Source organism: Polaribacter aquimarinus, from assembly GCF_003129485.1.
GTDB classification, from domain to species: domain Bacteria; phylum Bacteroidota; class Bacteroidia; order Flavobacteriales; family Flavobacteriaceae; genus Polaribacter; species Polaribacter aquimarinus.
On record NZ_QFFG01000001.1, the window covers coordinates 40,145 to 63,578 of the forward strand.

A 23,434-nucleotide genomic window follows, 5' to 3' on the forward strand; every position below is an offset into this window, starting at 1 on the left:
TGAAAATATATAAATCAAACGCGGATGCCGAAAAGCAAATAGAGTAGGCGAAACCCTTAAAACCATAAATTATGAAAAGAGGTTTACTTTTATTATTAGGAATGTTCATGATGGTTTCTACTGTTGAAGCCAATAATGGCAATAACTTACCAAACAGAATTGGGTTTAATTACTCTTACCAAAATTCGGTGAATTTTGTTGAGCGAGGAATTGAATTTTTTGTTTTTACTAATGGCGAATTTGATTTTGACACCAATTACAATAGCGTATATTTCGATTACAACGGAAGACGTACAAGAAGAAATAATGGTGTAAGTATTGATAGAGATTTTAGAGGAAGAGTTAGACGAATTGGTGGCACTTTTATAAATTATGATTTTAGAGGAAATGTTACAAGGATCGGAAACGTATTTATGAGGTATCATAGAGGAAGATTAACCAAAGTTGGTAACTTAAGAGTACGTTATGATAGGTGGGGTTACCCTGCTTTTTATGGCACTGTTAGAAATAACATCTACACTCATAATGGGGTTCGATTCAACTTAAATATTGGAGATATTTGTGATTATAATGATCGATATTTCTTTGGAAGAGAGTTTCGAAGTAACTATTCTCAAATTAGAGAAGATAGAAACTACTATTATTACAAAGCAAATACTAATGCGAAAATTGGGAAAAGAAGTCAGATTTTAAGAAGAAAAAAGCCTGGTTCTAAAAGAATTGAAAATAGTTCTATCAAAAGAAAAAGAAATAACTCTTATAGAAAACCAGCATCTGCTGTTAATTCTAAAAGAAAAATAAAAAAAGATAGAAGGTTATCTACAAATAGAAACAGTAGTGCCACCTATAGAAAATTAGATAACTCTAAAAGAGAGGTAAATAAAACAATCAAAAGAAGTTCAGATAGAAAAGAAAAAATTGTTAAAAAAAGAAGAAATTAAAAAACAGGTATTTATACGTGTTTTTAATTAATAGCACTTATTTAAATTTGTAATATCATTATTTGAAATATAAACTTATACTGTATTAAATAGTTGCGATAGAAAAAGTAGAAGTTAAAAGCCCCATTTCTTTTGGAAATGGGGCTTTTTAATATTTAATTAATTATGAGTGGCTATAGGATCTGGATTACCATCTGGATCTCCATTAACGAAACCATCAGAAATAATATTCCCTCCTAGCAGTAACATACCGCATACGTGAGGAGATGCCATAGAAGTTCCATTCAAAGTTGCATATCCACCGTCTTTATAAGTAGATTTGACATTTACACCAGGAGCTGCATAATCTACAGGTGAGCCAAAATTAGAAAAAGAAGCCCAGTTATCATTAATATCCATTGCTGAAACTGTATAGATGTTAGGGTGATTGACCCTTGCCGGAGAATAAAATTGACTATCGTCACTAGAATTACCCGCAGCTATAGCTATTTTTATGCCTAATGAAGCCACATTTAAAGCAGCAGCATCAACTGCAGAGTCTGTATATCTTGATCTAGGTCCTAGACTCATATTAACTGCGTCTCCAGCATTTGCATTAGCAGCTACATAATCTAAAGCTTGTATTGTCCAAGAAAAACTGCCACTACCTCTATTATCTAAAACTCTAAGTGCTACAATCGTAGCTCCAGGTGCAACACCTACTACTCCAATATTATTATCTAAAGCTGCTACGGTTCCTGCAACATGAGTACCATGACCACTCCCGTCTTCAATAGAATATTTACCTTTTGTTACATAAGACCTACTTCTTGATATATCAACATTTAAATCCGGATGGTCTGAATCAACACCTGAATCAATTATCCAAGCCGTTTTACCAACTCCGCTAACAGCACCTCCTACTCTATTAATACCCCAAGGAATTTCTTGAGGATCAGTAGTTCCTCCACCTCCTCCTCCTCCATTTCCAGGTCCTTTACCTGGTGGTGGTGCCAAAGTAATCATGTAATCTAACTCTATTGATTTTATTCTAGGGTCATTTTTTAATTCAAATAATTGTTCATCCGAAAGTATCGCTACAAAACCCTCTAATGCATAACCAAAAGTTGCTTTAACATTTTGTTTAGAAATTCTAGCCTTTTTAAATTTTGATATTACTTCTTCTTTAATATTTTCTACACTTTTTTCGTAAGAAATATTAGATTTTTTTGAAGGTCTTTTAGACAATGTGTTTCCTTTAAAAGTAACAATATACTGATTAGGGATGGGGGTAAAACTTTCGCTCAAAAAATTTTGTTCGGTTAAATCTGAGTTTACATCTAAATTTGAATCTAAATTTGAATCGTTAGAACAGCTTACTACCGCAACTCCTAGTGAAAAAATACATAAAAACTTGTAATAAATACGTTTCATAAAAATATGTTTTAATTAATAAATTATCAGTATTTTAAAAAATACGTCTACAATATATATTATTTTTAACACATATTATGAATTAATTTATCATAATCACATAAAATTATTTGGATTTTATCTAATCAATTTTTTATACTTTATACGTTTTGGCATCAAATCTCCTCCCAAACGTTTTTTCTTATTTTCTTCGTAATCAGAGAAAGAACCTTCAAAGAAATACACTTGACTATCTCCTTCAAATGCTAAAATATGTGTACATATTCTATCTAGAAACCATCTATCGTGACTAATCACAACTGCACAACCCGCAAAATTTTCCAAGCCTTCTTCTAAAGCTCGTAATGTGTTTACATCTAAATCATTTGTTGGTTCATCTAATAACAATACGTTTCCTTCTTCTTTCAATGTCATTGCCAAATGCAATCGATTTCTTTCACCTCCAGAAAGTGTAGATACTTTCTTGTTTTGCTCACTTCCTGAAAAGTTAAAACGACTTAAATACGCTCTAGAATTAACTTGTCTTCCTCCCATCATTACCAAATCTTGTCCATCTGAAAAGTTTTCCCAAATCGTTTTATCAGGATTAATATCTGAATGCGCCTGATCTACGTATGCAATTTTAGCAGTTTCTCCTACTTTAAAACTTCCCTTATCAGCAGCTTCTTCTCCCATTATCATTTTAAAAATGGTCGTTTTTCCTGCTCCATTGGGTCCAATGATTCCAACAATTCCTGCCTGTGGTAAATTAAATTCTAAATTTTCATATAGTAATTTATCTCCATAAGCTTTAGAAACCCCTGTAGCTTCAATTACATTGGTTCCTAATCTTGGTCCATTAGGAATATAAATTTCTAGTTTAGCATCCACTTGTTTTTGATCTTGACTCATTAATTTGTCATAGTTCTTTAAACGTGCTTTTTGCTTTGTTTGACGTCCTTTTGCTCCTTGTCTAACCCACTCTAATTCTCGTTCTAATGTTTTTTGACGCTTAGAAGCAGTTTTACTTTCTTGCGCCATTCTTTGTGATTTCTGATCTAACCAAGAAGAATAATTTCCTTTCCAAGGAATTCCTTCTCCTCTATCTAATTCTAAAATCCAACCAGCAACATTGTCTAAGAAATATCTATCGTGCGTAACTGCTATTACAGTCCCTTTATATTGTGCTAAATGATGTTCTAACCAGTGTACAGATTCTGCATCTAAATGGTTGGTAGGCTCATCTAATAATAAAATTTCTGGTTCTTGTAACAACAATCTACATAAAGCAACACGTCTTTTTTCTCCTCCAGAAAGTACTCCAATTTTCTTATCAGAATCTGGAGTTCTCAACGCATCCATTGCAATTTCTAGTTTAGTATCTAATTCCCAAGCATTAGCAGCATCTATTTTGTCTTGTAATTCTGCTTGTTGATTCATTAGTTTTTCCATCTTATCAGCATCAGAATACACTTCTTCTAAACCAAACATATCATTGATTTTGTTGTATTCATCTAAAATGGCAACGGTTTCTGCAACGCCTTCTTTAACTACTTCTAAAACTGTTTTTTCTGGATCAAGTTGTGGTTCTTGTTCTAAATATCCTACTTTATAACCTGGCGAAAAAGTAACATCACCTTGAAAATTCTTTTCTACACCCGCAATAATTTTTAATAAAGTTGATTTACCTGATCCATTTAAACCAAGAATTCCAATTTTTGCTCCGTAAAAAAAACTTAGATAAATATCTTTTAAGACTTGTTTTCCTGTAGATTGATAGGTTTTAGAAACCTTATTCATCGAAAAGATGACTTTCTTATCATCACTCATAAATATGCTGTATTAATTTTATACTGAAAATTGCTACTGAAATACTGTAGACTTTTATTAGACTCTTCCTTTTAAAGCATTAAAAACCCAAGCAATTGCGAAGAAACCTGCACCAACAGCACCAAATCCCCAACCTGCTACGTCATCATACCTAAATGCTCCTAGAGCAATTAAACCTAATCCTACTAAAATCATTATAAACGTTGCCCAAGCGAGCACCGTATTTTTATTCATACCCATAATTCGTAATTAGTTAGTTTAACTACAAATATGAGAAAAAATCAGGAGAATTCTAAAAAAATATCTTTATGTTTTTTTAGAATTCTAGTTGCGTTATTAGGTGGTAAAATTAAACATCAATATCTTCTTTGTCTATTTTGATTCTGAGGTTGTTGCCTATTTTTATTTCTTTCTTGTCTTTGAGGTTTTAATTTATCTTTTTCTTTTTTCTGATATTTTAACCATTTCTTGATTTGCTTTTGAGTTAAAATACCCTCTAAAGTTTCATTTAAAACCATTTCATGTGCTCTAATTTCTTTTCGTATTGGTCTAATAACTTCTCCAATTTTTTTTCTTAGATCACTATTTTTATTAGCTTTCCCATTGTTACTTGTTCTATTTTCTCTTAAAGATTTCATCAAGACATTAATACCTTTAAATTTATCGGAATTTAAAAATGATATTTCTTTAATTTTTGTATTGTATTTTTTTAGAGCATTAGAAACTTTTACTTTAATGTCATCATCTTTAATTTTAACTTTTTTAAGCGTACTTTTTACATCATAATAAAAAATACCTGCAAGATCACTTGCTTTAACTTCTTTGCGTTCCGATTCAACTCTAGGTTGTCTATTTTGATTTTGAGGAGACCTCCCCCCTCTTCCTCCTTGAGCTTGCACATAAAAAATAGTGCTTAAAAATAAAGATATTGTTAAAAAGATATGTTTCATAATGGTTTTATATTGGTTTTATATTTAGATGATATTTTTCTAAAAAACTTGTTTAAAAAAAATAAAAATAACAATTCTACAAACTAGCTGCTAATCTTGCTCCTTGATTGATAGCTCTTTTTGCATCTAATTCACTTGCAAAATCTGCACCTCCAATAACGTGCACATTTTTTCCTAAGTCTAATAATGGTTGATACAATTCTTTAAACGGAGTTTGACCCGCGCAAATAACAACGTTATCTACTTCTAATACTTTTTGCTCTTCATTCTGGGTATAGTGCAAACCTTTATCATCAATTTTATTGTAAGCAACTTCACCGATAAATTGTACTTTTTTCTTTTTTAGAGTTGATCTATGAATCCAACCTGTTGTTTTTCCTAGGTTTCCGCCAAACTTACCTTTGCTTCTTTTAAACATAAAAATTTCTCTTGGTGAGGGATGAAATTCTGGTTGAACACCTTCTATTCCGCTTCTAGCTTCCATAGATTTATCTATTCCCCATTCTTTTAACCAAGCATCTATATTTTGTGAAGTAGATTCACCTTCCTGCGTTAAATATTCTGAAACGTCAAAACCAATTCCTCCTGCGCCAATTACGGCTACTCTTTTTCCAACTGGTTTTTTATGCTTTAAAACATCTATATAACTTAATACCTTAGGATGATTGATACCTTCAATTTTTAATGCTCTTGGTTGTATCCCTGTAGCAATCACAATCTCATCAAAATCTGAATTTTGTATATCTTCTACAGATACTTTGGTATTCAATTTTAAATTGACGTTATGCAATTCGATTTGTTTATTAAAATATCTGATGGTTTCATAAAATTCCTCTTTACCAGGAATTTGTTTTGCCATATTAAATTGTCCTCCAATTTCTGAAGCTGCATCAAACAACGTAACTGTATGTCCTCTTTGTGCTGCAATTGTTGCTGCTGCTAATCCTGCAGGACCTGCACCAATAACAGCAACTTTTTGTTGATTTTCGGTTGGATGGTAATTCAGTTCTGTTTCGTGACAAGCTCTTGGATTTACCAAACAACTGGCCACTTTTTGCTGAAAAACGTGATCTAAACAAGCTTGATTACAACCAATACACGTATTAATTTCATCTGCTTTTTCTTCTTTAGCTTTATCTACCCATTCTGGATCTGCTAAAAAAGGTCGCGCCATAGAAATCATATCTGCATCTCCTGCTGCCAACACTTTTTCTGCAGTTTCTGGCATATTAATTCTGTTAGAAGTAATCAACGGAATTTTAATCTCTTTTTTCATTTTTTTGGTCACCCACGTAAATGCGGCTCTTGGCACTGAAGTAGCAATCGTCGGAATTCTAGCTTCGTGCCAACCAATTCCTGTATTGATAATGGTTGCACCTGCTTTTTCTATTGCTTTACCTAGTTGAACCACTTCTTCCCAAGAACTTCCATTTTCAACCAAATCTAACATTGATAATCTGTAGATAATGATAAACTCTTTACCTACAGCTGCTCTTGTTTGTTTTACCAATTCAATAGGTAAACGCATTCTGTTTTCATAATCTCCTCCCCATTTATCAGTTCTTTTGTTGGTTCTTTTTGCAATAAATTGATTGATTAAATATCCTTCAGAACCCATAATTTCTACGCCATCATAACCTGCTAGTTTTGATAATTTTGCGCAATTGACAAAATCTTTAATCGTTCTTTTAATTCCTGATTCTTTTAATTTAAAAGGCGTAAATCGGTTGATTGGCGCTTTAATTTTTGATGGAGCTACATTAAAAGGATGGTATCCATAACGACCTGCGTGTAATATTTGCATACAAATTTTACCTCCTGCCGCATGAACAGCTTCCGTTATTTTTTGATGATGTCTTGCGTGTTTTTTGGTAGACATTCGCGCTGCAAATGGTCCTGTCCAACCTTGAATATTTGGTGCAATTCCTCCTGTAACTATTAAGCCTACTCCACCTTTTGCACGATCTGCATAATAGGCTGCTATTCTTTCAATTCCGTTTTTTTCTTCTTCTAAACCTGTATGCATAGAACCCATTAAAATTCTGTTTTTTAAGGTTGTAAAACCTAAATCTAAGGGCTCAAAAATGTGTTTGTATTTCATAAAACTGGAATTAAATTTACTATGCATGCATAATATATGGCAAGATACAATTTTTTCCAAAATAATTTTAAATCCGTTATGAATCTATATTATGATGATTAATCGAAAAGTTCTGATAATATATACTATCAGAACTTTTTATACTTCGGAGTGTTTAACTTTTATTTACTTTCATCATCATTTACATCAAAATCATCATTATCGTCAAAAAACTCTTCATCTTCTGCATATTCTTCCATAGCATTTTCTAAACGATTACTAATTTTGACTAAGTAACAAGTATCTTCTGTTTTTACTTCAACAGCTTTCACAGTTTCTCCTTTTGCATTTTTAAAGGAAATGATGTCTTCATAATCATAACCATCAGGATATTTTTCAATAAGCATATCTAAAATATCTTTGGTTAATTTTGCGTATTCTACAATTACTCTTTTCATTTTTTAAATTTAATGTGATATTCTACAATAGCTTAAAAAAGCAAATTTTGGAACAACAATTGTTTTACATATTTAACAAGTAAGCAAAAATTAATGGTGCGACAATGGTTGCATCACTTTCAATAATATATTTAGGAGTATCAATGTCTAGTTTACCCCAAGTAATTTTTTCATTAGGTACAGCTCCAGAATAAGAACCATAACTGGTTGTTGAATCTGATATTTGACAAAAATAACTCCAAAAAGGAGTATCTTCTCTTTCCATATCTTGGTATAACATAGGCACTACGCAAATTGGAAAATCACCAGCAATACCTCCTCCAATTTGGAAAAATCCTATTCCATCTTTAGAATTTTCTGTATACCATTCTGCTAAAAAAGTCATGTATTCAATTCCAGATTTCATAGTAGCAGCTTTTAACTCTCCTTTTAAAACATATGAAGCAAAAATGTTACCCATTGTTGAATCTTCCCAACCAGGAACCACCATTGGTAAGTTTTTTTGTGCTGCTGCATACATCCAAGAATCTTTTAAATCAATCTCATAATATTCTTCTAAAACACCAGACAATAACAATTTGTACATAAATTCGTGTGGAAAAAAACGTTCTTCATTTTCTTCTGCATCTTGCCAAATTTTAAAAATATGTTTTTGCAATCTTCTAAAAGCTTCATCTTCTGGTATGCAAGTATCAGTAACTCTATTTAATCCTTTTAGTAACAAATCCCATTCGTCTTGAGCTGTTAAATCTCTATAATTTGGTACGCGTTTATAATGAGAATGTGCTACTAAATTCATAATATCTTCTTCTAAATTTGCACCGGTACAAGAAACAATATGTACTTTTTCTTGACGAATCATTTCTGCAAATATTTTTCCTATTTCAGCAGTACTCATTGCTCCTGCTAAAGAAACCAACATTTTAGAACCCTTTTCTAATTGAGTTTCATATTCTTTAGCTGCATCCACCAAAGAAGCAGCATTAAAATGTAGAAAATATTTTTCAATAAATTCTGAAATTGGTTTTGAGTTTGTATTGATCATTCTAATTTAATTTTTTATTTTTTTTACTTCAAAAATATCTGTTCTTCTGTCTTTTAAATTGCGCACACTGCCAAATTGATTTAAATCTTTTAGCAGGTCTAAATCCACATCAGCAATTAAAATCATTTCTGTATTGGTGGTTGCTTCTGCTTTTATTCCGTTTGCAGGAAAAGAAAAATCACAAGGTGTAAAAACCATAGATTGTGCAAACTGTATATCCATATTATTTACTTTTGGTAAATTCCCTACACTACCAGCAATAGCCACATAACACTCGTTTTCTATAGCTCTTGCTTGTGCACAATGTCTTACTCTTGAGTATCCATTTTGTGTATCCGTTAAAAACGGGATAAATAAAATATCCATACCTTCTTCTGCTAATAATCTACTTAACTCAGGAAATTCTGAATCGTAACATATTAAAACACCTATTTTACCACAATCTGTATCAAACGTTTTAAGTTCATTACCTCCTTGCATTCCCCAAACCTTTGCTTCATCCGGTGTTACGTGTAATTTTTCGTAACGTTCTGTAGAACCATCTCTTCTGCACAAATACCCTACATTGTATAACATTCCGTCTTTTAATTCTGGGAAACTTCCTGTAATGATATTGATGTTGTAAGTAATTGCTAATTCAGAAAATTTCTGTACAATTTCTGGTGTAAATTTTGCCAATTCTCTAATGGCCTCTGATTCTGGTAAGTGATTATTGTCTGCCATTAATGGCGCATTAAAAAACTCTGGAAACAATGCGAAATCTGACCTGTAAGCAGAAACTGCATCCACAAAATATTCCGCTTGTTGCATTAATTCTTCTAAGTTTTTATACAAACGCATTTGCCACTGAATCAATCCTAAACGAACTACTTTCTTTTTAATAACCGCTTTTGTAGTTTCCTTTTTATAATACACATTATCCCATTCCAACAAAACTGCAAAATCATTCGAATCAGAATCTCCCTCTATATAACCTTTCATCACTTTTGAAGGATGAAAATCATTAGAAATTTGAAAGTTTAAAACAGGATCTTGAATTTCTTTACGTTTTACTTTTTCTATGTATTCTTTTGGTGAAATTTGTGCTGAATATTTATGATAATTCGGAATTCTTCCTCCAAATGCAATGCCTCGTAAATTCAGTTTTTCGCATAATTCTTTTCGATAATCATACAACCTTCTTCCCAAACGTAAACCTCTGTATTCTGGTTTGATAAACACATCTATTCCATATAAAACATCGCCAGAATTACTATGCGTGCTAAAAGTATAGTTGCCCGTAATTTCTTTGTATGTGTGATGATCGTCAAACTGATCGTAATTTACTCTTAACGAAAGCGCACAACCTGCAAGTTGACCATTAATCTTTATAACTACCTGCCCATCAGGAAATTTATTAATTAAAGATTGAATTTGAGGTTCTTCCCAATAAGTGCTTTGCATATTTGCATACACCTCTATCATTGCCTGTTTTAACTCCTGATAGTCGTTAATCGTTAAATACTGCAGCTCTATATTTTCTATGTTTTCGACTTTCATAATTTCTTAAAAATCGTCGTCGTCATTTTTAAATTTAGACAATTTGCTAAACGGGTTTTCAATTTCATCATCTCCATTATCATACGTGTCATCATTTTTTGCAAACTTGTAGCTCAACATTTTGTAATATAATTTTGCTGCTAAAAAGTCAGAAGATTTTTCATTTTCATTCGGACATAATTCAACCATATCAAAACCAACTACGTTTTTCTCTTCAAACACTTTTTTTAAGAATTCTAAAGTTTCATAGTATAATAATCCTCCTGGTTCTGGAGTTCCTGTAGAAGGCATAATAGAAGGATCTAAAGCATCTAAATCAAACGTAATAAATACATTATCAGTTAATTGATCTACAACGTCATCCATCCAATATTCATTAATTGCCATATCATGTGCAAAAAATACTTTATCTGAATTCATTGTTCTTTTTTCAGAAATATCCATACTTCTAATACCCACTTGCACCAAATTGGTGGTTTGATTTGCTTCATAAACAGCACAAGCGTGATTGCAAGTAGAGCCACCATATTCTTTTCTTAAATCTGCGTGTGCATCTATATGCAACACCGATAAATTGTTAAAACACTCATTAAAAGCACGAATTGCACCTATTGAAACTGAATGTTCTCCTCCAAAAACAGTGACAAACTTATTTCTATTGATATACTTTTTAGTTTCTTGATGCACAGCTTCTACCATTGCTTCTGGTGATGCATTTTCTGTTACAGCTTCTGCTAAAAAAACACCTTCTTTATATACTTCAGAATCAGTTTCTATGTCATACAATTCCATATTTTCTGAAGCGTCTAAAAACGCTTGTGGCCCTTTGTCTGCTCCTTTTTGCCAAGTGCTTGTTCCATCATAAGGAACAGGAATAATTACGATTTTTGATGTTGACAGGTTTCCATACTCTTCTGGAATTCCTGCATAAGTTTTTGTTGTATTCATTTTATAAGTTGATGTGTTAAAACACTTCTTGTTGTATTAATTCTTCTTCTTTTTGTGTTGTTTCTGTAGCTTCTCCATAGCCTAAAATGGACAGTAATTCGCTACTTTTTTGTTGCTCTTTAAATATTTTGGTGGTGATGTTTCCATCTTCATCTCTATCAATAATTAAATGTTTTGGATGTGGAATTAAGCAATGCTGCAATCCTCCAAAACCACCTATAGATTCTTGATACGCACCAATATTAAAAAAGCCAATATATAAAGGCTTATCTTTCTCGTAAACAGGTAAGTAAATTCCGTTTACGTGTTGTTCTGAGTTGTAATAATCATCACTATCACAAGTTAAACCACCTAATAAAACACGCTCATATTGTCTGTTCCATTTGTTTATGGGTAACATAATAAAGCGTTTATTAATAGCCCAAGAATCTGGTAAAGTGGTTATAAATGATGAGTTAATCATATTCCAACGTTCTCTATCATTTTGTTTTTTCTGATACAAAACTTCGTAAATCGCTGCTCCAGATTCGCCTACAGTAAAACTTCCAAATTCTGTAAAAATATGTGGCACATCTACATTGGCTTCATCACAAGCCTGCTTAATTTGATTGATAATTTCATCAATCATATATTGATAATCGTACTCAAAAGCCAATGAATTTTTAATCGGAAATCCGCCTCCAATATTTAAGCTGTCTAAAGTTGGACATACTTTTTTAAGATTGATATATACTGTTAAGCATTTCATCAACTCATTCCAATAATAAGCGTTGTCTTTAATACCAGTATTGATAAAAAAGTGTAACATTTTTAAATCTACTTGAGGGTTCTCTGCGATTTCACGCTCGTAAAAAGAAACGATATTTTTATAACCAATACCCAATCTAGACGTATAAAATTCGAATTTTGGTTCTTCCTCAGAAGCAATTCTAATCCCTACATTTAGTTTTTGATCTGTTTCATCCATCAATAAATTAAGCTCCTCATAATTGTCTATAATCGGAATGCAACTTTTATGTCCTGAATTGATTAAACCACCAATATTTTTGATGTATTGATCGCGTTTAAATCCGTTACAAATCACAAAAGTGGTGTCTTTTATTTTTCCATCTTTCTTCAAATTGTTAACAATATCGATATCAAAAGCAGAAGATGTTTCAATATGAATATCATTTTTTAAAGCTTCATTTAAAATGTGTTTAAAATGAGAACTTTTAGTACAATAACTATAAAAGTATTTGCCTTTATAGTTGTATTTTTCCATACTATTTTGAAACCATCCTTTTGCTTTATTGATGTTTTCTGAAATTTTAGGTAGGTAAGTAAACTTTAATGGAGCTCCATATTTTGCTGCTAATTCCATTAAATTTACACCATGCCAAAATAATTTATTGTTTTCTGTTTTAAATTCCTCTTGAGGAAAATCGAACGTTTGTTCGATTAAATCTATGTATTTTGTGTTCACTTTATTTTAAATTAATTATAGGATAAATCAATCCTAGCTAAAACTGAAAAAAGTTAAAGCATAGCATTTACAACTCATAAAAAGAGATGATTATCACTGTAATATTTGCAAGTAAACTACATGCAGCTTAGAAAAACACTGCACTTCTTTTGGATAAGAAAACGGAGATACCTTAATTTTTTCGTTGCATTTCCAAAATGCGATATAACTTTCATTCTCCAATGGAAAGTTATTTCCGAAATAAGAAAAACTTAACAATTTCACTTAAAATAAGTGCAACAAATGTATATATTTTTTTAATACAAAAACAAAAAAAGTATTTTTTTGAAAAAAAATACTTTTTTATTGTTAAATCAATTCTTGATGTAATCAACTGTTAATCAAAAGGTACATCAATTACCAGTAACTTACTTTTTGATTTTGCTTTTACTGTAACACTTTTTGTTTCTGAAATCCCAACAGCATCTCTTTTCTGTAAGGTTTCATCAGCAACTTCAACTTTGCCATCAATTAAGAAAAAATAAGCTCCGTTTTTTAAATGATAAACAACTTCCTTTTTTTCTTCTAAATCAATCATAGATATATAACCTTGTTGATGTATTGGTAAAGAGCCTTCAACCTGATTTGTTTTTGGAGAAACTAAGGTTTGAAATCTATTTTTCCTTCCCTCTTCTTCAAAAAACTTTTGATTGTAATAAGGTTCCACTTCTTGTTGCTCAGGAATAATCCAAAGTTGTAAAAAGTTAACTTCATCAGTTTTAGAGTCGTTAAATTCTGAATGGGTTAAACCTGTTCCTGCACTCATTACTTGCACCTCTCCTACTTCTATAGCACGTTTATTGTCCATAGAATCTTTGTGCGATAAAACTCCTGAAATCGGTATAGAAATGATTTCCATATTTCTATGAGGATGTGTTCCAAATCCCATTTTTGGTTGTACAACATCGTCATTTAAAACACGTAACATTCCAAAATTCATTCTTTCTTGATTTTGATAACTTGCAAAACTGAAGGTATGATGTGATTTTAACCAACCGTGATTTGCATATCCTCTTGTGTCTGCTTTGTGAATTGTTTTTTTCATTTTTTTAATATTTTAGATTCCCGTTTTCACGGGAATGACAATTAATACAAATACCCCATTTTACCTGCCTGATAATCGCGCATTGCTTCTAATATTTCAGTCTGTGTGTTCATTACATAAGGTCCATATTGGGTTACTTTTTCTTGGATTGGTGCTCCTGACAAAATCAATAAAGTACTTTTTTGAATTGCTTCAAATTTTATGGTATTTCCATCTTGATTGAAAGTAACCATCTGATTTTCGCCTTTTTTTAAATTCTCAGCATCATTTACAATCACTTCACCTTCTAACAAATAGAGCAATGATTGATGATTTTCTGGAATCTCAATTTCTATGCTCCCATTTTCATCCGCATTTGCTGTAAATACATTTACTGGAGTTTGGGTGCTAATATTTCCTGTTACTTCTTTCTGATTTCCTGCAATCACATTGAGTTGCACTTTTTTGTCTTCAGAAAAAATCTTCGGAATTTGTTCATCTTCTAAATGTTGATAATTAGGAGTCATCATTTTATCTTTTGCTGGTAAGTTCAACCACAATTGGATTCCCTCTAACTCTCCTCCTTTTTTTACAAATTCTTTGGTTGGAGCTTCTGCGTGAATAATTCCACGTCCAGCAGTAGTCCATTGTACACCTCCTGCTTTTACAATCATTTCATTTCCTAAAGAATCTCTATGCAGTTGCTCTCCTTTGAATAATAATGTGATTGGCTCAAAACCTCTGTGTGGATGTGGACCAAGATCAAAGGGATTGTTGAATTCTGAGATGGCATAAGGCCCATAATGATGTAATAATAAAAACGGATCTACGTTTTCTATGCCTTGTGTTGGTAAGGGTTGACGCAATCTTATTGGCCCCATATTTACTAACGGACTTGTAACTTTATGTTGTATGGTTTTATATGTTTTCATTTTATTAAGTTTTATAATACGCTGTCAATTCGAGTGAATTTTATGATTGAAATGAATAAAATTTGTATCGAGAATAAGAGTTTAAACTTTAAAATAGTTCTCGATACAATTTTTCGTTCCTCAAAATCACTCGAACTGACATTTACTTAGGTTTTATTTATTTTCCAAGGAAAATATTTTTATAAAAAAAACCTTTCTTTTTTTTTGAAACAATATTAAGTAATAATTCTATCGTAATTTATCTAGTAAGTTGCTTAATGTTTCTGCTTCTTCATCTGTCAAATTTTCTAAAAAAGACAAGTTCTTATTGTCATCAATAGTAGCTAATAATTCCAATCCTTGATTGGTGATTTTCACATACACCACTCTCCTATCGTGCTCACAACGTTCTCTGGCAATTAAACTTTTATCGCACAATTTATCCATTAAACGGGTTGCATTTGGTGCTCTTTCTATCATTCTGTCTTTTACAATTTGCACCTTTGTTCTCTCTTTTGCGCCTCTTAAAATTCGCAAAATATTGTATTGTTGTGGCGAAATTCCATAAGGTTTAAAAAACTCATTTTCTTTACTACTCAACCAATTGGAAGTGTACTTGATATTGATTAAAGCTTTGACTTTATTACTTACAAATTTTGATTTTATGTCTTTAGAAATGTCACCCATTATTTAGTTTTTGGTTTTAAGTTTTTAGTTTTTGGTTGTTGGTTGTTGGTTTTTGGTTGTTGGCTAATAAGTTTGATTTTTTTCTATTTAGTTCTTCTTTCTTCAAACTCCAATCTTCCATCTTCATTCTACAAACTCCCAACTCCCATCTTCCAACTTCATTCTTCACTCTTCCAACTCCCAATTCATCACGCTCTCAACTTTAAATCTTGCATTATTTTGTTAAACTCTTCTGTTGTTGGTGTTAAATACACATCATCATCCACAAATAAAGTAGGAAACTTGGCAATACCTCCATACAATTCTTTGCTGTGTTCTCTTGCCTCAACATCCTTAGAAATATCTTTATAAATATAAGGAACATCTGTAGAATTTAAAAAGTTTTTAAATGCAACTGTATAGGCGTGTCCTTGTTTTCCGTATAAAGTAATTTTCATTTTTTATTGATTTACTGAATTTTCAAATTCACGAACTCGTTCTTTTAAAGAAGCTGATAATTCGTCATTTACGATTGTACCGTCTTTAAAATTATCGTAAAAATTGGGTAAAGAGAATGATATTACTTCTTTTGCTCCTTGTCTTGGAAATCTCTGTACTCCTGCTGCCAACACAAATTTACCTCCCATTCCTCCTGGAGACGTTGCCATTAATAATAAAGGTTTGTCTCTAAATACACTTTTCTCGATTCTAGAACTCCAATCAAAAATGTTTTTGAACGCTGCTGCATAAGAACCATTGTGTTCTGCTAAAGACAGTATAAAACCATCGTAATTGTCTAACAAATCAGAGAATTTTTGTGCGTCTTCTGGAATTCCGTTTTGCTCTTCGTCTGAACTATAAATGGGCAAAGTAAAATCTCTTAAATCGATCACATCAAAAGCCGTATTTTTTAAATTTTCTGCTGCAAATGTTGCTAATTTTTTATTGATGGATGTTGAGCTTGTGCTCCCTGCAAATGCTAGTATTTTTTTCATATTTTAAAATGTTTATTTGTGTAATTGTGTTTGATACAATTTTTTCATTCTTCAAAATCACTCGAACTGACAGACTGTAAACTGCGACCGCAAACTGAACTACTGAACTACTGAATACTGCTAACTATTTCAGTTTCTCCTTTTATCATTTTTGCCACAGGACATTTTCCTGCTATTTCTAATAATTTTGTTTTTTGGTCTTCTGTAATTTCGTTTTCAAAAGAAATTTCTTCTACCAAACTTTTTTTGATACCTGCTTTGGTTAACTCTTCTTTTTGAGAAACGTTTACGGTTATTTTACCCACATCCCAACCTTTTCTTTCTGCATACATTCTTAGTGTGATGGATACACAACCTCCTACTGCCGTTAATAAATACTCAACTGGTGTTGGGCCATTATCATCACCTCCAGAAGCAACAGGTTCATCTATGGTTAAAAAATGGTTTCTCGTTTTTGCTTCTGCCAAATAGTTTTTATTGGATAAAACTACTGCTGCGTTTTTTGTTTTAGCCATTTGCAATTTTCTTATGAGTAACGTAAGAAGCAATTAACAACACCATTGCTACCACTGCGCCCATTTGTTTTCCATCTCCAATCATTACGTGTGCAAAAAATGCGAGTATAAATGCGAAGAAAAAACCTGCATATGCCCATTCTTTAATAGTTTTATTCGCTATAAACCAAATTGCGATTATTCCTAAAACTTTTGCTGCACCATAAGGATAAATAATATAAGTTGGATAGCCAAAACTGGTAAACATTGTTGCCACTTCTGCGTGATTGAAAAAATACATTCCTGCTGAAAAAAGCATTAATACCGTTAACAAACCTGTAGAAATGTAATATATAATTTTTGTTGTTTTCATCTTGATTATTTTTAAATTCTAGACAAAGTTACAACAAATACTTTTATTTACCAAGGAAAATATACCCAAGGAAATATAATTCAATTGATTTTTATTAAAAAGAGTGTTTATACGTGTTGATTTCTTGTTAAAAATTGGTAAATTGGCTATCTATAGTTGTAATTAATAAAAAAAGAAAAAAACGTAGATTTAACCTACATATGAATAAACTAACTGTAATAGATTTTTTTTGTGGAGCTGGTGGATTTTCTGAGGGTTTTAGACAACAAGGTTACAAGATTGTAGCTGGATATGACCATTGGAAACCAGCAATAGATTCCTTTAACCATAATTATGGAACATCTTCAAAAGTAACAAATATTTTAGATTTTAAAGAATCTATTGAAAAAATTGATAAATTACCGAATACAGATGTCATTATTGGATCACCTCCTTGTGTTTCATTTTCAAGTTCTAATATTTCGGGGAAAGCAGATAAAGAATCTGGAGTCCTACTTACCAAAGTATTTTTGAGAATTGTAGCTGTTAAAAAATTCCAGCCAAATTCAACTCTTAAAGCTTGGTATATGGAAAATGTAGCAAATTCAAGAAATTATTTAGCTGACTATTACACTTTCAATGATTTAGGACTTGGAGAATGGGCTAAAAAACATCGTTTAAGTCCTAAAAAAAAAGCAATAATTTTAAAAGATAATCAACCATTAATCAACTCTGCTGATTATGGTTCTTATCAAGCAAGAAAAAGAGCAATTTCTGGTGAAATAATTAAGCTTCAAAAGTTAGTTATTCCAAAACCAACAAACTCTAAAGAAAATTCAAGTAATTTACCAAAATGGAGGTCACTAGGCGAACTTCTTAAAAAAATGCCTTCTCCTACTGAACAGAATTTGAAGAAAAGAATAACAGATCCTATTTACAATGAAATCAAATTAACTGTTTCAAAATTAACTGATCATTTCTATGATTCTGGTTTATATAAAAGTGAGTGGAAACAATCGGAATATTTAAAAACAAATCATCCATATATGGGAAAAATGTCATTTCCCGAAAACCTAAATAATCCAAGTAGAACAGTTACAGCAACTAAATCTGGTACATCTAGAGAAGCTTTGATTTATAAATCTGAATATAGTAGATTAGGTAATGGCGAATATAGGAATCCTACAATTCGAGAGATTGCTAGTGTAATGGGTTTTCCATATACATATCAATTTTTGGGAAGTGAAAATAGTAAATGGCGTCTTGTCGGGAATGCGGTTTGTCCTTCAGTTAGTAGAGCTTTCGCTCGTAACTTAATATCCCTATTAGAGATTCCTCAAATTGACGGTTTATTTTTAGAGAAAAAACCAAACCTAAATGATGTTCCAAATCTAAATACATTCTCTGAAAAAGTGTTTAATAATCAGCCAAAAAGAAATAAAAATTCAAGATTTAGAAGACAGCCATTAAAAGAAGGGAATTTGACTGTAACATTATCAAACTATGATATAGTTAAAAATAATCAACCAAAAAACAAATGGTTTACTTCTATACAATATGGGACTGGAGAAGGTTTCCCAACACAAAATATTAGAAATAATTTTTATAAAGAAATAGAGCCAATTATTTTAAAATTTAAAGAAGGTAAACAGTTCCTTAACATAATCAATAATGGCTTCACTGATAAAATTGGATCTTCTACAGAATTGCAAAAATATTATGAACTTCAAGTTTCTGATAGTAAAATTTCAATTCCAACAGAATTAGTGGAAGAAGTAAGTGCTATTTTAAATCAATTATCATTTGAACAAAGTGAGTTTGAGCAAAGTGGCACCAATGTTTTTAAGTATAAAAAAAGAATTCCAGTAAAACAACTGTTCGCTCTTTATGCAATCAATAAAATATCATCAATCGCTAATAAGAAATCTTAATAATGAATAACATTAATATTGAAAAAGAGATAAAAGACATTAAAAATAAAAAAAAACCAATAGGGACATACCCAATTTTTTATTTAGGCAAATTAAGACAGGCAAAAGTGTATGAGGTGCCGCCAAACCTATTAAGATTTAACTATTTAAATGGTAGAATTGGAACTGAAGTAAGTGAATTTACTCAAATTAATGGTACAGAATTATCAACACTTAGCATCGATGATATTAACGATAAAATTCATAACTGGATTTGGGAAAAGTCGTTAAGTGACAATAAAAAAACTTTAAATGATATACGTGACAAGGAACAAATAACACCAGGTGTAATTACAAGAGACGGTATAGTAGTAGATGGGAATCGACGTTTTATGATTTCTAGGATATTAAATAAAGAAGGGTTAAACAGACAGTTTAAAACAATAATACTCGATGATACCTATAGCGATGGTGGTGAAAAAGAATACCAAATAAAACGTCTTGAAGCTGAAATTCAAATGGGTCAAGATGAAAAAGTTAAATATGGCGCTATTGAACCTTATATAAGAGTGATGGACTTTGTCGATAATTTTATTAATATTTCATCACCCAAAATGAAATATGAAGAGTTATGTAAAGTAATGAACATCAAGGATCCAAAAAAAGATGGCAAGAAAGCTAAAACAATGTATAGAATTGGAAAACTTATGCTCGAGTATTTAGAATATATTGGTTTTGATAAAATGTGGAGTCGACTTGAAAATACTGAAGACTTATTTATCAAACTTGAATATATGAATAAACTATATTCTGATGGTAAAGGAATTGCTGGTTGGGAGAGAGATGATGATGATCTTGAAAAATATAAGTATTTAGGCTTTGATTTAATAAGGTGGAATTATAATGCAGATTCTAAGTTAAAAAATGGATGGGATTCTAAGAAGATAAGGGAAAAGTACTTTAAAAACAGTAAGGAGAAAGCAATATTCAGTAAAAAAAGAATCTGGGAAGAGTTTAATGAAAATCTAGAATCAATTGATGACATTGAAGTACCTGATTTAAAGTCAGTAGTCAACGAAGAAGGTTTATCACATTCAGATGCTGCTAAAAAAATAGACAATATTTGGGCTAAAAAAGCTTCTCCTTTTTTTAAAGAAGCTTTAGGAAAAGCTGAGTCAAAATTACTTGACAATGAAAATAAAAATAAGCCTGAAGAATTTTTACGTGACGCTTTAGGTAAACTATATAATTTAATAGATGAAGATTTATTTGAGTCGACTGGTAAAGTAGAACTTAAAGAAGACCTGTTAAACCTCCTAATAGAAGAAGATAATATTCAAAGAAATTATAATTATGTGAATAAAATTAGGAAAATCTCTGAATCCCTTAAGAAATCACTTAAATAATGTCTAATTTAAAAATCTCTTATTATGGAACTAAAGTTGAGATATCAGGTGAATTAGATATTTTTAATAAACCAAAACTAAGACATTGGTTAAAGACAAGTTTTGAAAGAGACCTTTCTGACAATTCTAAAATTGTATTAATAAAAGAAGAATTTTCTGATAGTGATTTTCTCTATAAATTTCAGAAATCCATTACTAAAAAATTAAAAACTTTTGATATAAAATTTGATTCTGCATTTAATGATGTTATAGAAAAGGAGATTAATATTCAGCAAAATTTCATAGACTTTTCTGAGGAAGCGCAAAAAATCTGGGAAAATAATTATGATATTGAAGACTTTGGTAAATTTTGTAACGTAATAGAACAAAGGCTTTCAAATAGGAGACTTTATAAATTACAAGCATTAAGCGGTTATCATATGTCTTTTTCGCAAAATTCTTGTAATTTTTCAGTCCCAGGTGCTGGAAAAACATCTATTGTTTATTCTGCATATGCTTACTTAAACAGTCTAAAAGAGAACTCAAATAAATTTGTTAATAAACTATTAATAATTGGTCCTCCATCATCATTTAAACCCTGGGAAGATGAATATGAGGAATGTTTTGGGGAAAAAGTAAAATCTTTTAGAATTAACGGAGAAGTTCCTGTGAATAAAAAAAAAGATACATTAAAAGGAATCACAAATGAAGACTTTGAATTGTATTTGATTACATACCAATCTGTTCCTTCTTTATTTGACGAATTATTAATATTTTTAAAGAAAGAAGCGAATGATGTAATGCTTGTTTGCGATGAAGCTCATAAATTTAAGGGTTTAGATGGAGTTTGGGCTAGTAATATTCTCAACTTAGCAAATTGGGCAAAATCGAGAATAATTCTTACTGGTACACCTGTTCCAAATGGATATGAGGATCTTTATAATATTTTTAAATTTATATATCCTGAAAGAAATGTAACTGGTTTTAGACCTGATTTTTTAAGAGGACTAACACAGAACCCAGTTCAATCAAACATTAATCAATTGATCGACAATATTAAACCCTTTTTCGTTAGGATTAAAAAATCAAATTTAAATTTACCTGATTTCACTAATCATCCAATTATTGAAAATCAATTATCTAAACTTGAATCTGAAGTATATGATAGATTAGAAACTGCTATTGCTAATAATACAAGTGATGGAAATAAGCAAAGTTTACATTTTCGAATGATTCAAAGTTGTAATAATTTAAACTTATTAAATAAATCGTTATTAAGTTTTGAAGAAGAGAACTTTGAATTATTTGATTCTAAATTAATGCTAGAAGATGTACTAGGTAGTTTTTTGTCCAACAAAGTAAAAAATCTTAATTTTCAATATATACCATCAAAACACATTTTAGTGAAAAACCTTGTTTTGGAGATTGTGAGAAATAACGGTAAAGTAATTTTATGGGGTATTTTTATCGACTCAATTAAACGTCTTCATAAATTTCTGGAATCGTGTGGTTTGAAAGGCGGTTATGTAATTGGTGAAACTAAGAAGAAATCTAAAAATAATAATGAAGATGATATAACAAGAGAAAATATAATCAATAGCTTCAAGAATTCGGAATTAGATTATATTATTTCAAATCCTGTAGTATTAGGTGAGTCAATATCCTTGCACAAAGTTTGTCATAATGCAATTTATTTTGAACAATGGTATGCCGCAGCTCCATATGTTCAATCTAGAGATAGAATTCATAGAGTATGGCTAGATGATGATATGAATCAAATCTCTTATGAAACGAATTATTATCATATTATTTCAAATAGAAGAACGGATAGTGACATCCATAATCGTGTACAATCTAAGTTTAGACGTATGATGGACGTTATTGAGCACGATATTCCTTTTTTTGATGAAAACATTGATAGTGAAAGATCCATATTAATTCAAAATATTATTGATGATTATAGATCTAGATAACACTGATAATTTATTACTCAAATCAAATAGAGTAACTCTAAAAAAGGGACTTGAATATTTCTCTAAAATTAAATCAGAGAACACAAAAAATATTTTTTATAATCTTACTCGTACTACAAGTTTAAAAGATCTTGATATAAAATTCATTCTTACATTTCTTTCAAAGACAAGACATATAGAATACAACAATGACAAAATTACTAAACGAATACAGTTTGAGTCCAATACAATTATAGATGAATTAATTTTTTTTTATTATTCTATTTTAACAAACAATAGACAATTAAACAATGCTTTGTTTGTTAATTCAAAATTCACAATTAATGAAGATGAAATCTCAATTGACATTTTTTCGGTTCAAATTAAGTATAGAGTATTTTTCACAATACTTCAAAATTTAGGGCTACTTATAAAAACTGACAACAAAGGAATAGTGATTATTAAAAATTATGCTTTAGCAAAAAAGTTTTTGGGAAGGCCTTTAAAAAAAATTTCCCCAGAAGAATTTGAAAAGGAACAAGAGCAAAAACGAATTAATGGGATTGAAGCAGAAAAATTTGTATTGGCATTTGAAAATAAAAGATTAGGCGAAAAACAAATTGATTGGGTCGCGCAGTATATTGTAAATGAAGGGTATGATATTGCTTCCTATAATAAGATAGATGATATAGAATATAATAGATTTATAGAAGTCAAATCTTATGAGGGAAAAATACCCTACTTTTATTGGTCGAGAAATGAAGTTAATGTCGCAAAACGAAAATTAGAAAAGTATTGGATATATTTAGTTAATAGATCGGAAATGAATAATAAAGATTATGAACCCATTATGAAACAAAATCCAATAGAGAGTGTTTTAAATAATGAAAATTGGGACAAACAAGTTGAAAATTATAAGATTAAATTAATTAGCCAACCCTAAAAGCCCTACACATTTGCAATTCACTTCAATCAAGAAAAAAGTTTAAAGTGCAAAAGAGTAATTTTTCTAACACTAGCTGTTTTCAGCAAAAATAAGGTATAAAATACACCTTTGG

At 30.8% G+C, this 23,434-nt stretch carries 23 protein-coding genes; 5 read left to right on the forward strand and 18 right to left on the reverse strand.

Annotated features, from left to right (window positions below; genetic code table 11):
• Positions 1–71: 71 nt before the first annotated feature.
• Positions 72–941 (forward strand): hypothetical protein, encoded by an 870-nt coding sequence (locus DIS07_RS00205; protein ID WP_146190689.1) that lies wholly within the window; start codon positions 72–74, stop codon positions 939–941.
• A 159-nt stretch (positions 942–1,100) separates the two neighbouring features.
• On the opposite strand, the gene DIS07_RS00210 is transcribed toward DIS07_RS00205, so the two are convergent.
• From DIS07_RS00210 to DIS07_RS00290, 18 genes are all read right to left on the reverse strand, one after another.
• Positions 1,101–2,354: a S8 family serine peptidase gene (locus DIS07_RS00210; protein ID WP_109403206.1), complete on the reverse strand. Its 1,254-nt coding sequence runs from the start codon at positions 2,352–2,354 to the stop codon at positions 1,101–1,103.
• Between the two features lie 117 nt (positions 2,355–2,471).
• Positions 2,472–4,163: an energy-dependent translational throttle protein EttA gene (gene ettA / locus DIS07_RS00215; protein WP_109403207.1), complete on the reverse strand. Its 1,692-nt coding sequence runs from the start codon at positions 4,161–4,163 to the stop codon at positions 2,472–2,474.
• A gap of 57 nt (positions 4,164–4,220) precedes the next feature.
• A complete protein-coding gene (locus DIS07_RS00220; RefSeq protein WP_109403208.1) occupies positions 4,221–4,403 on the reverse strand; it encodes a CAL67264 family membrane protein in 183 nt (60 codons plus the stop codon).
• 116 nt (positions 4,404–4,519) lie between these two features.
• Entirely contained in the window at positions 4,520–5,113 is a 594-nt protein-coding gene (locus DIS07_RS00225) for a hypothetical protein (protein ID WP_146190690.1), read from the reverse strand.
• Positions 5,114–5,189: 76 nt separating this feature from the next.
• Positions 5,190–7,214 carry an NADPH-dependent 2,4-dienoyl-CoA reductase gene (locus DIS07_RS00230; protein WP_109403832.1) on the reverse strand — a complete coding sequence of 675 codons (2,025 nt, stop codon included), beginning with the start codon at positions 7,212–7,214 and terminating at the stop codon, positions 5,190–5,192.
• A 161-nt stretch (positions 7,215–7,375) separates the two neighbouring features.
• Positions 7,376–7,651 (reverse strand): hypothetical protein, encoded by a 276-nt coding sequence (locus DIS07_RS00235; protein ID WP_109403210.1) that lies wholly within the window; start codon positions 7,649–7,651, stop codon positions 7,376–7,378.
• 64 nt (positions 7,652–7,715) lie between these two features.
• Positions 7,716–8,696, reverse strand: coding sequence for a deoxyhypusine synthase family protein (locus DIS07_RS00240; RefSeq protein ID WP_109403211.1), 981 nt, complete (start codon positions 8,694–8,696; stop codon positions 7,716–7,718).
• A 6-nt stretch (positions 8,697–8,702) separates the two neighbouring features.
• Positions 8,703–10,235, reverse strand: a complete 1,533-nt coding sequence (locus DIS07_RS00245) for a bifunctional GNAT family N-acetyltransferase/carbon-nitrogen hydrolase family protein (RefSeq protein ID WP_109403212.1) — start codon at positions 10,233–10,235, stop codon at positions 8,703–8,705.
• A 6-nt stretch (positions 10,236–10,241) separates the two neighbouring features.
• Positions 10,242–11,183 carry an agmatinase gene (gene speB / locus DIS07_RS00250; protein WP_109403213.1) on the reverse strand — a complete coding sequence of 314 codons (942 nt, stop codon included), beginning with the start codon at positions 11,181–11,183 and terminating at the stop codon, positions 10,242–10,244.
• A 16-nt stretch (positions 11,184–11,199) separates the two neighbouring features.
• The gene (locus DIS07_RS00255) at positions 11,200–12,648 is read right to left on the reverse strand and encodes an arginine decarboxylase (RefSeq protein ID WP_109403214.1); all 1,449 of its coding nucleotides are present in this window, start codon (positions 12,646–12,648) and stop codon (positions 11,200–11,202) included.
• Positions 12,649–13,024: 376 nt separating this feature from the next.
• A complete protein-coding gene (locus DIS07_RS00260) occupies positions 13,025–13,732 on the reverse strand; it encodes a pirin family protein (RefSeq protein WP_109403215.1) in 708 nt (235 codons plus the stop codon).
• Between the two features lie 41 nt (positions 13,733–13,773).
• Positions 13,774–14,643, reverse strand: a complete 870-nt coding sequence (locus tag DIS07_RS00265) for a pirin family protein (protein WP_109403216.1) — start codon at positions 14,641–14,643, stop codon at positions 13,774–13,776.
• A 228-nt stretch (positions 14,644–14,871) separates the two neighbouring features.
• On the reverse strand, positions 14,872–15,309 hold the full coding sequence (locus DIS07_RS00270; protein ID WP_109403217.1) for a MarR family winged helix-turn-helix transcriptional regulator: 438 nt from the start codon (positions 15,307–15,309) through the stop codon (positions 14,872–14,874).
• 16 nt (positions 15,310–15,325) lie between these two features.
• Positions 15,326–15,493: a hypothetical protein gene (locus tag DIS07_RS15010; protein ID WP_181374493.1), complete on the reverse strand. Its 168-nt coding sequence runs from the start codon at positions 15,491–15,493 to the stop codon at positions 15,326–15,328.
• A gap of 4 nt (positions 15,494–15,497) precedes the next feature.
• Positions 15,498–15,746, reverse strand: coding sequence for a glutaredoxin family protein (locus DIS07_RS00275; RefSeq protein ID WP_109403218.1), 249 nt, complete (start codon positions 15,744–15,746; stop codon positions 15,498–15,500).
• Positions 15,747–15,749: 3 nt separating this feature from the next.
• On the reverse strand, positions 15,750–16,283 hold the full coding sequence (locus DIS07_RS00280; RefSeq protein ID WP_109403219.1) for an NADPH-dependent FMN reductase: 534 nt from the start codon (positions 16,281–16,283) through the stop codon (positions 15,750–15,752).
• 107 nt (positions 16,284–16,390) lie between these two features.
• On the reverse strand, positions 16,391–16,798 hold the full coding sequence (locus tag DIS07_RS00285; protein ID WP_109403220.1) for an OsmC family protein: 408 nt from the start codon (positions 16,796–16,798) through the stop codon (positions 16,391–16,393).
• Entirely contained in the window at positions 16,791–17,150 is a 360-nt protein-coding gene (locus DIS07_RS00290) for a DoxX family protein (protein ID WP_109403221.1), read from the reverse strand. Before DIS07_RS00290 ends, DIS07_RS00285 begins: the two co-directional genes overlap by 8 nt.
• A gap of 200 nt (positions 17,151–17,350) precedes the next feature.
• Here DIS07_RS00290 and DIS07_RS00295 point away from each other — a divergent pair, with 200 nt between their 5' ends.
• From DIS07_RS00295 to DIS07_RS00310, 4 genes are read left to right on the forward strand one after another with little or no spacing between them, the layout of a single operon-like run.
• Entirely contained in the window at positions 17,351–19,060 is a 1,710-nt protein-coding gene (locus DIS07_RS00295; protein WP_109403833.1) for a DNA cytosine methyltransferase, read from the forward strand.
• 2 nt (positions 19,061–19,062) lie between these two features.
• Positions 19,063–20,445 (forward strand): hypothetical protein, encoded by a 1,383-nt coding sequence (locus tag DIS07_RS00300; RefSeq protein WP_109403222.1) that lies wholly within the window; start codon positions 19,063–19,065, stop codon positions 20,443–20,445.
• Positions 20,445–22,397, forward strand: a complete 1,953-nt coding sequence (locus DIS07_RS00305) for an SNF2-related protein (protein ID WP_109403223.1) — start codon at positions 20,445–20,447, stop codon at positions 22,395–22,397. The genes DIS07_RS00300 and DIS07_RS00305 overlap by 1 nt, the downstream gene beginning before the upstream one ends.
• Complete coding sequence (locus tag DIS07_RS00310) at positions 22,378–23,319, forward strand: DUF3883 domain-containing protein (RefSeq protein ID WP_109403224.1); 942 nt, start codon at positions 22,378–22,380, stop codon at positions 23,317–23,319. The genes DIS07_RS00305 and DIS07_RS00310 overlap by 20 nt, the downstream gene beginning before the upstream one ends.
• Positions 23,320–23,434: the final 115 nt, after the last annotated feature.

Bases quoted from the DNA above. Each gene is read 5' to 3' on its own strand.
- DIS07_RS00280 (WP_109403219.1), bottom strand. From the start codon at position 16,283: ATGAAAAAAATACTAGCATTTGCAGGGAGCACAAGCTCAACATCCATC.
- DIS07_RS00245 (WP_109403212.1), bottom strand. From the start codon at position 10,235: ATGAAAGTCGAAAACATAGAAAATATAGAGCTGCAGTATTTAACGATT.
- DIS07_RS00225 (WP_146190690.1), bottom strand. From the start codon at position 5,113: ATGAAACATATCTTTTTAACAATATCTTTATTTTTAAGCACTATTTTT.
- DIS07_RS00270 (WP_109403217.1), bottom strand. From the start codon at position 15,309: ATGGGTGACATTTCTAAAGACATAAAATCAAAATTTGTAAGTAATAAA.
- DIS07_RS00240 (WP_109403211.1), bottom strand. From the start codon at position 8,696: ATGATCAATACAAACTCAAAACCAATTTCAGAATTTATTGAAAAATAT.
- DIS07_RS00300 (WP_109403222.1), top strand. From the start codon at position 19,063: ATGAATAACATTAATATTGAAAAAGAGATAAAAGACATTAAAAATAAA.
- DIS07_RS00235 (WP_109403210.1), bottom strand. From the start codon at position 7,651: ATGAAAAGAGTAATTGTAGAATACGCAAAATTAACCAAAGATATTTTA.
- DIS07_RS00260 (WP_109403215.1), bottom strand. From the start codon at position 13,732: ATGAAAAAAACAATTCACAAAGCAGACACAAGAGGATATGCAAATCAC.
- DIS07_RS00305 (WP_109403223.1), top strand. From the start codon at position 20,445: ATGTCTAATTTAAAAATCTCTTATTATGGAACTAAAGTTGAGATATCA.
- DIS07_RS00285 (WP_109403220.1), bottom strand. From the start codon at position 16,798: ATGGCTAAAACAAAAAACGCAGCAGTAGTTTTATCCAATAAAAACTAT.
- DIS07_RS00205 (WP_146190689.1), top strand. From the start codon at position 72: ATGAAAAGAGGTTTACTTTTATTATTAGGAATGTTCATGATGGTTTCT.
- DIS07_RS00220 (WP_109403208.1), bottom strand. From the start codon at position 4,403: ATGGGTATGAATAAAAATACGGTGCTCGCTTGGGCAACGTTTATAATG.
- DIS07_RS00295 (WP_109403833.1), top strand. From the start codon at position 17,351: ATGAATAAACTAACTGTAATAGATTTTTTTTGTGGAGCTGGTGGATTT.
- DIS07_RS00275 (WP_109403218.1), bottom strand. From the start codon at position 15,746: ATGAAAATTACTTTATACGGAAAACAAGGACACGCCTATACAGTTGCA.
- speB (WP_109403213.1), bottom strand. From the start codon at position 11,183: ATGAATACAACAAAAACTTATGCAGGAATTCCAGAAGAGTATGGAAAC.
- DIS07_RS00310 (WP_109403224.1), top strand. From the start codon at position 22,378: ATGATTATAGATCTAGATAACACTGATAATTTATTACTCAAATCAAAT.
- ettA (WP_109403207.1), bottom strand. From the start codon at position 4,163: ATGAGTGATGATAAGAAAGTCATCTTTTCGATGAATAAGGTTTCTAAA.
- DIS07_RS00290 (WP_109403221.1), bottom strand. From the start codon at position 17,150: ATGAAAACAACAAAAATTATATATTACATTTCTACAGGTTTGTTAACG.
- DIS07_RS00230 (WP_109403832.1), bottom strand. From the start codon at position 7,214: ATGAAATACAAACACATTTTTGAGCCCTTAGATTTAGGTTTTACAACC.
- DIS07_RS00210 (WP_109403206.1), bottom strand. From the start codon at position 2,354: ATGAAACGTATTTATTACAAGTTTTTATGTATTTTTTCACTAGGAGTT.
- DIS07_RS00265 (WP_109403216.1), bottom strand. From the start codon at position 14,643: ATGAAAACATATAAAACCATACAACATAAAGTTACAAGTCCGTTAGTA.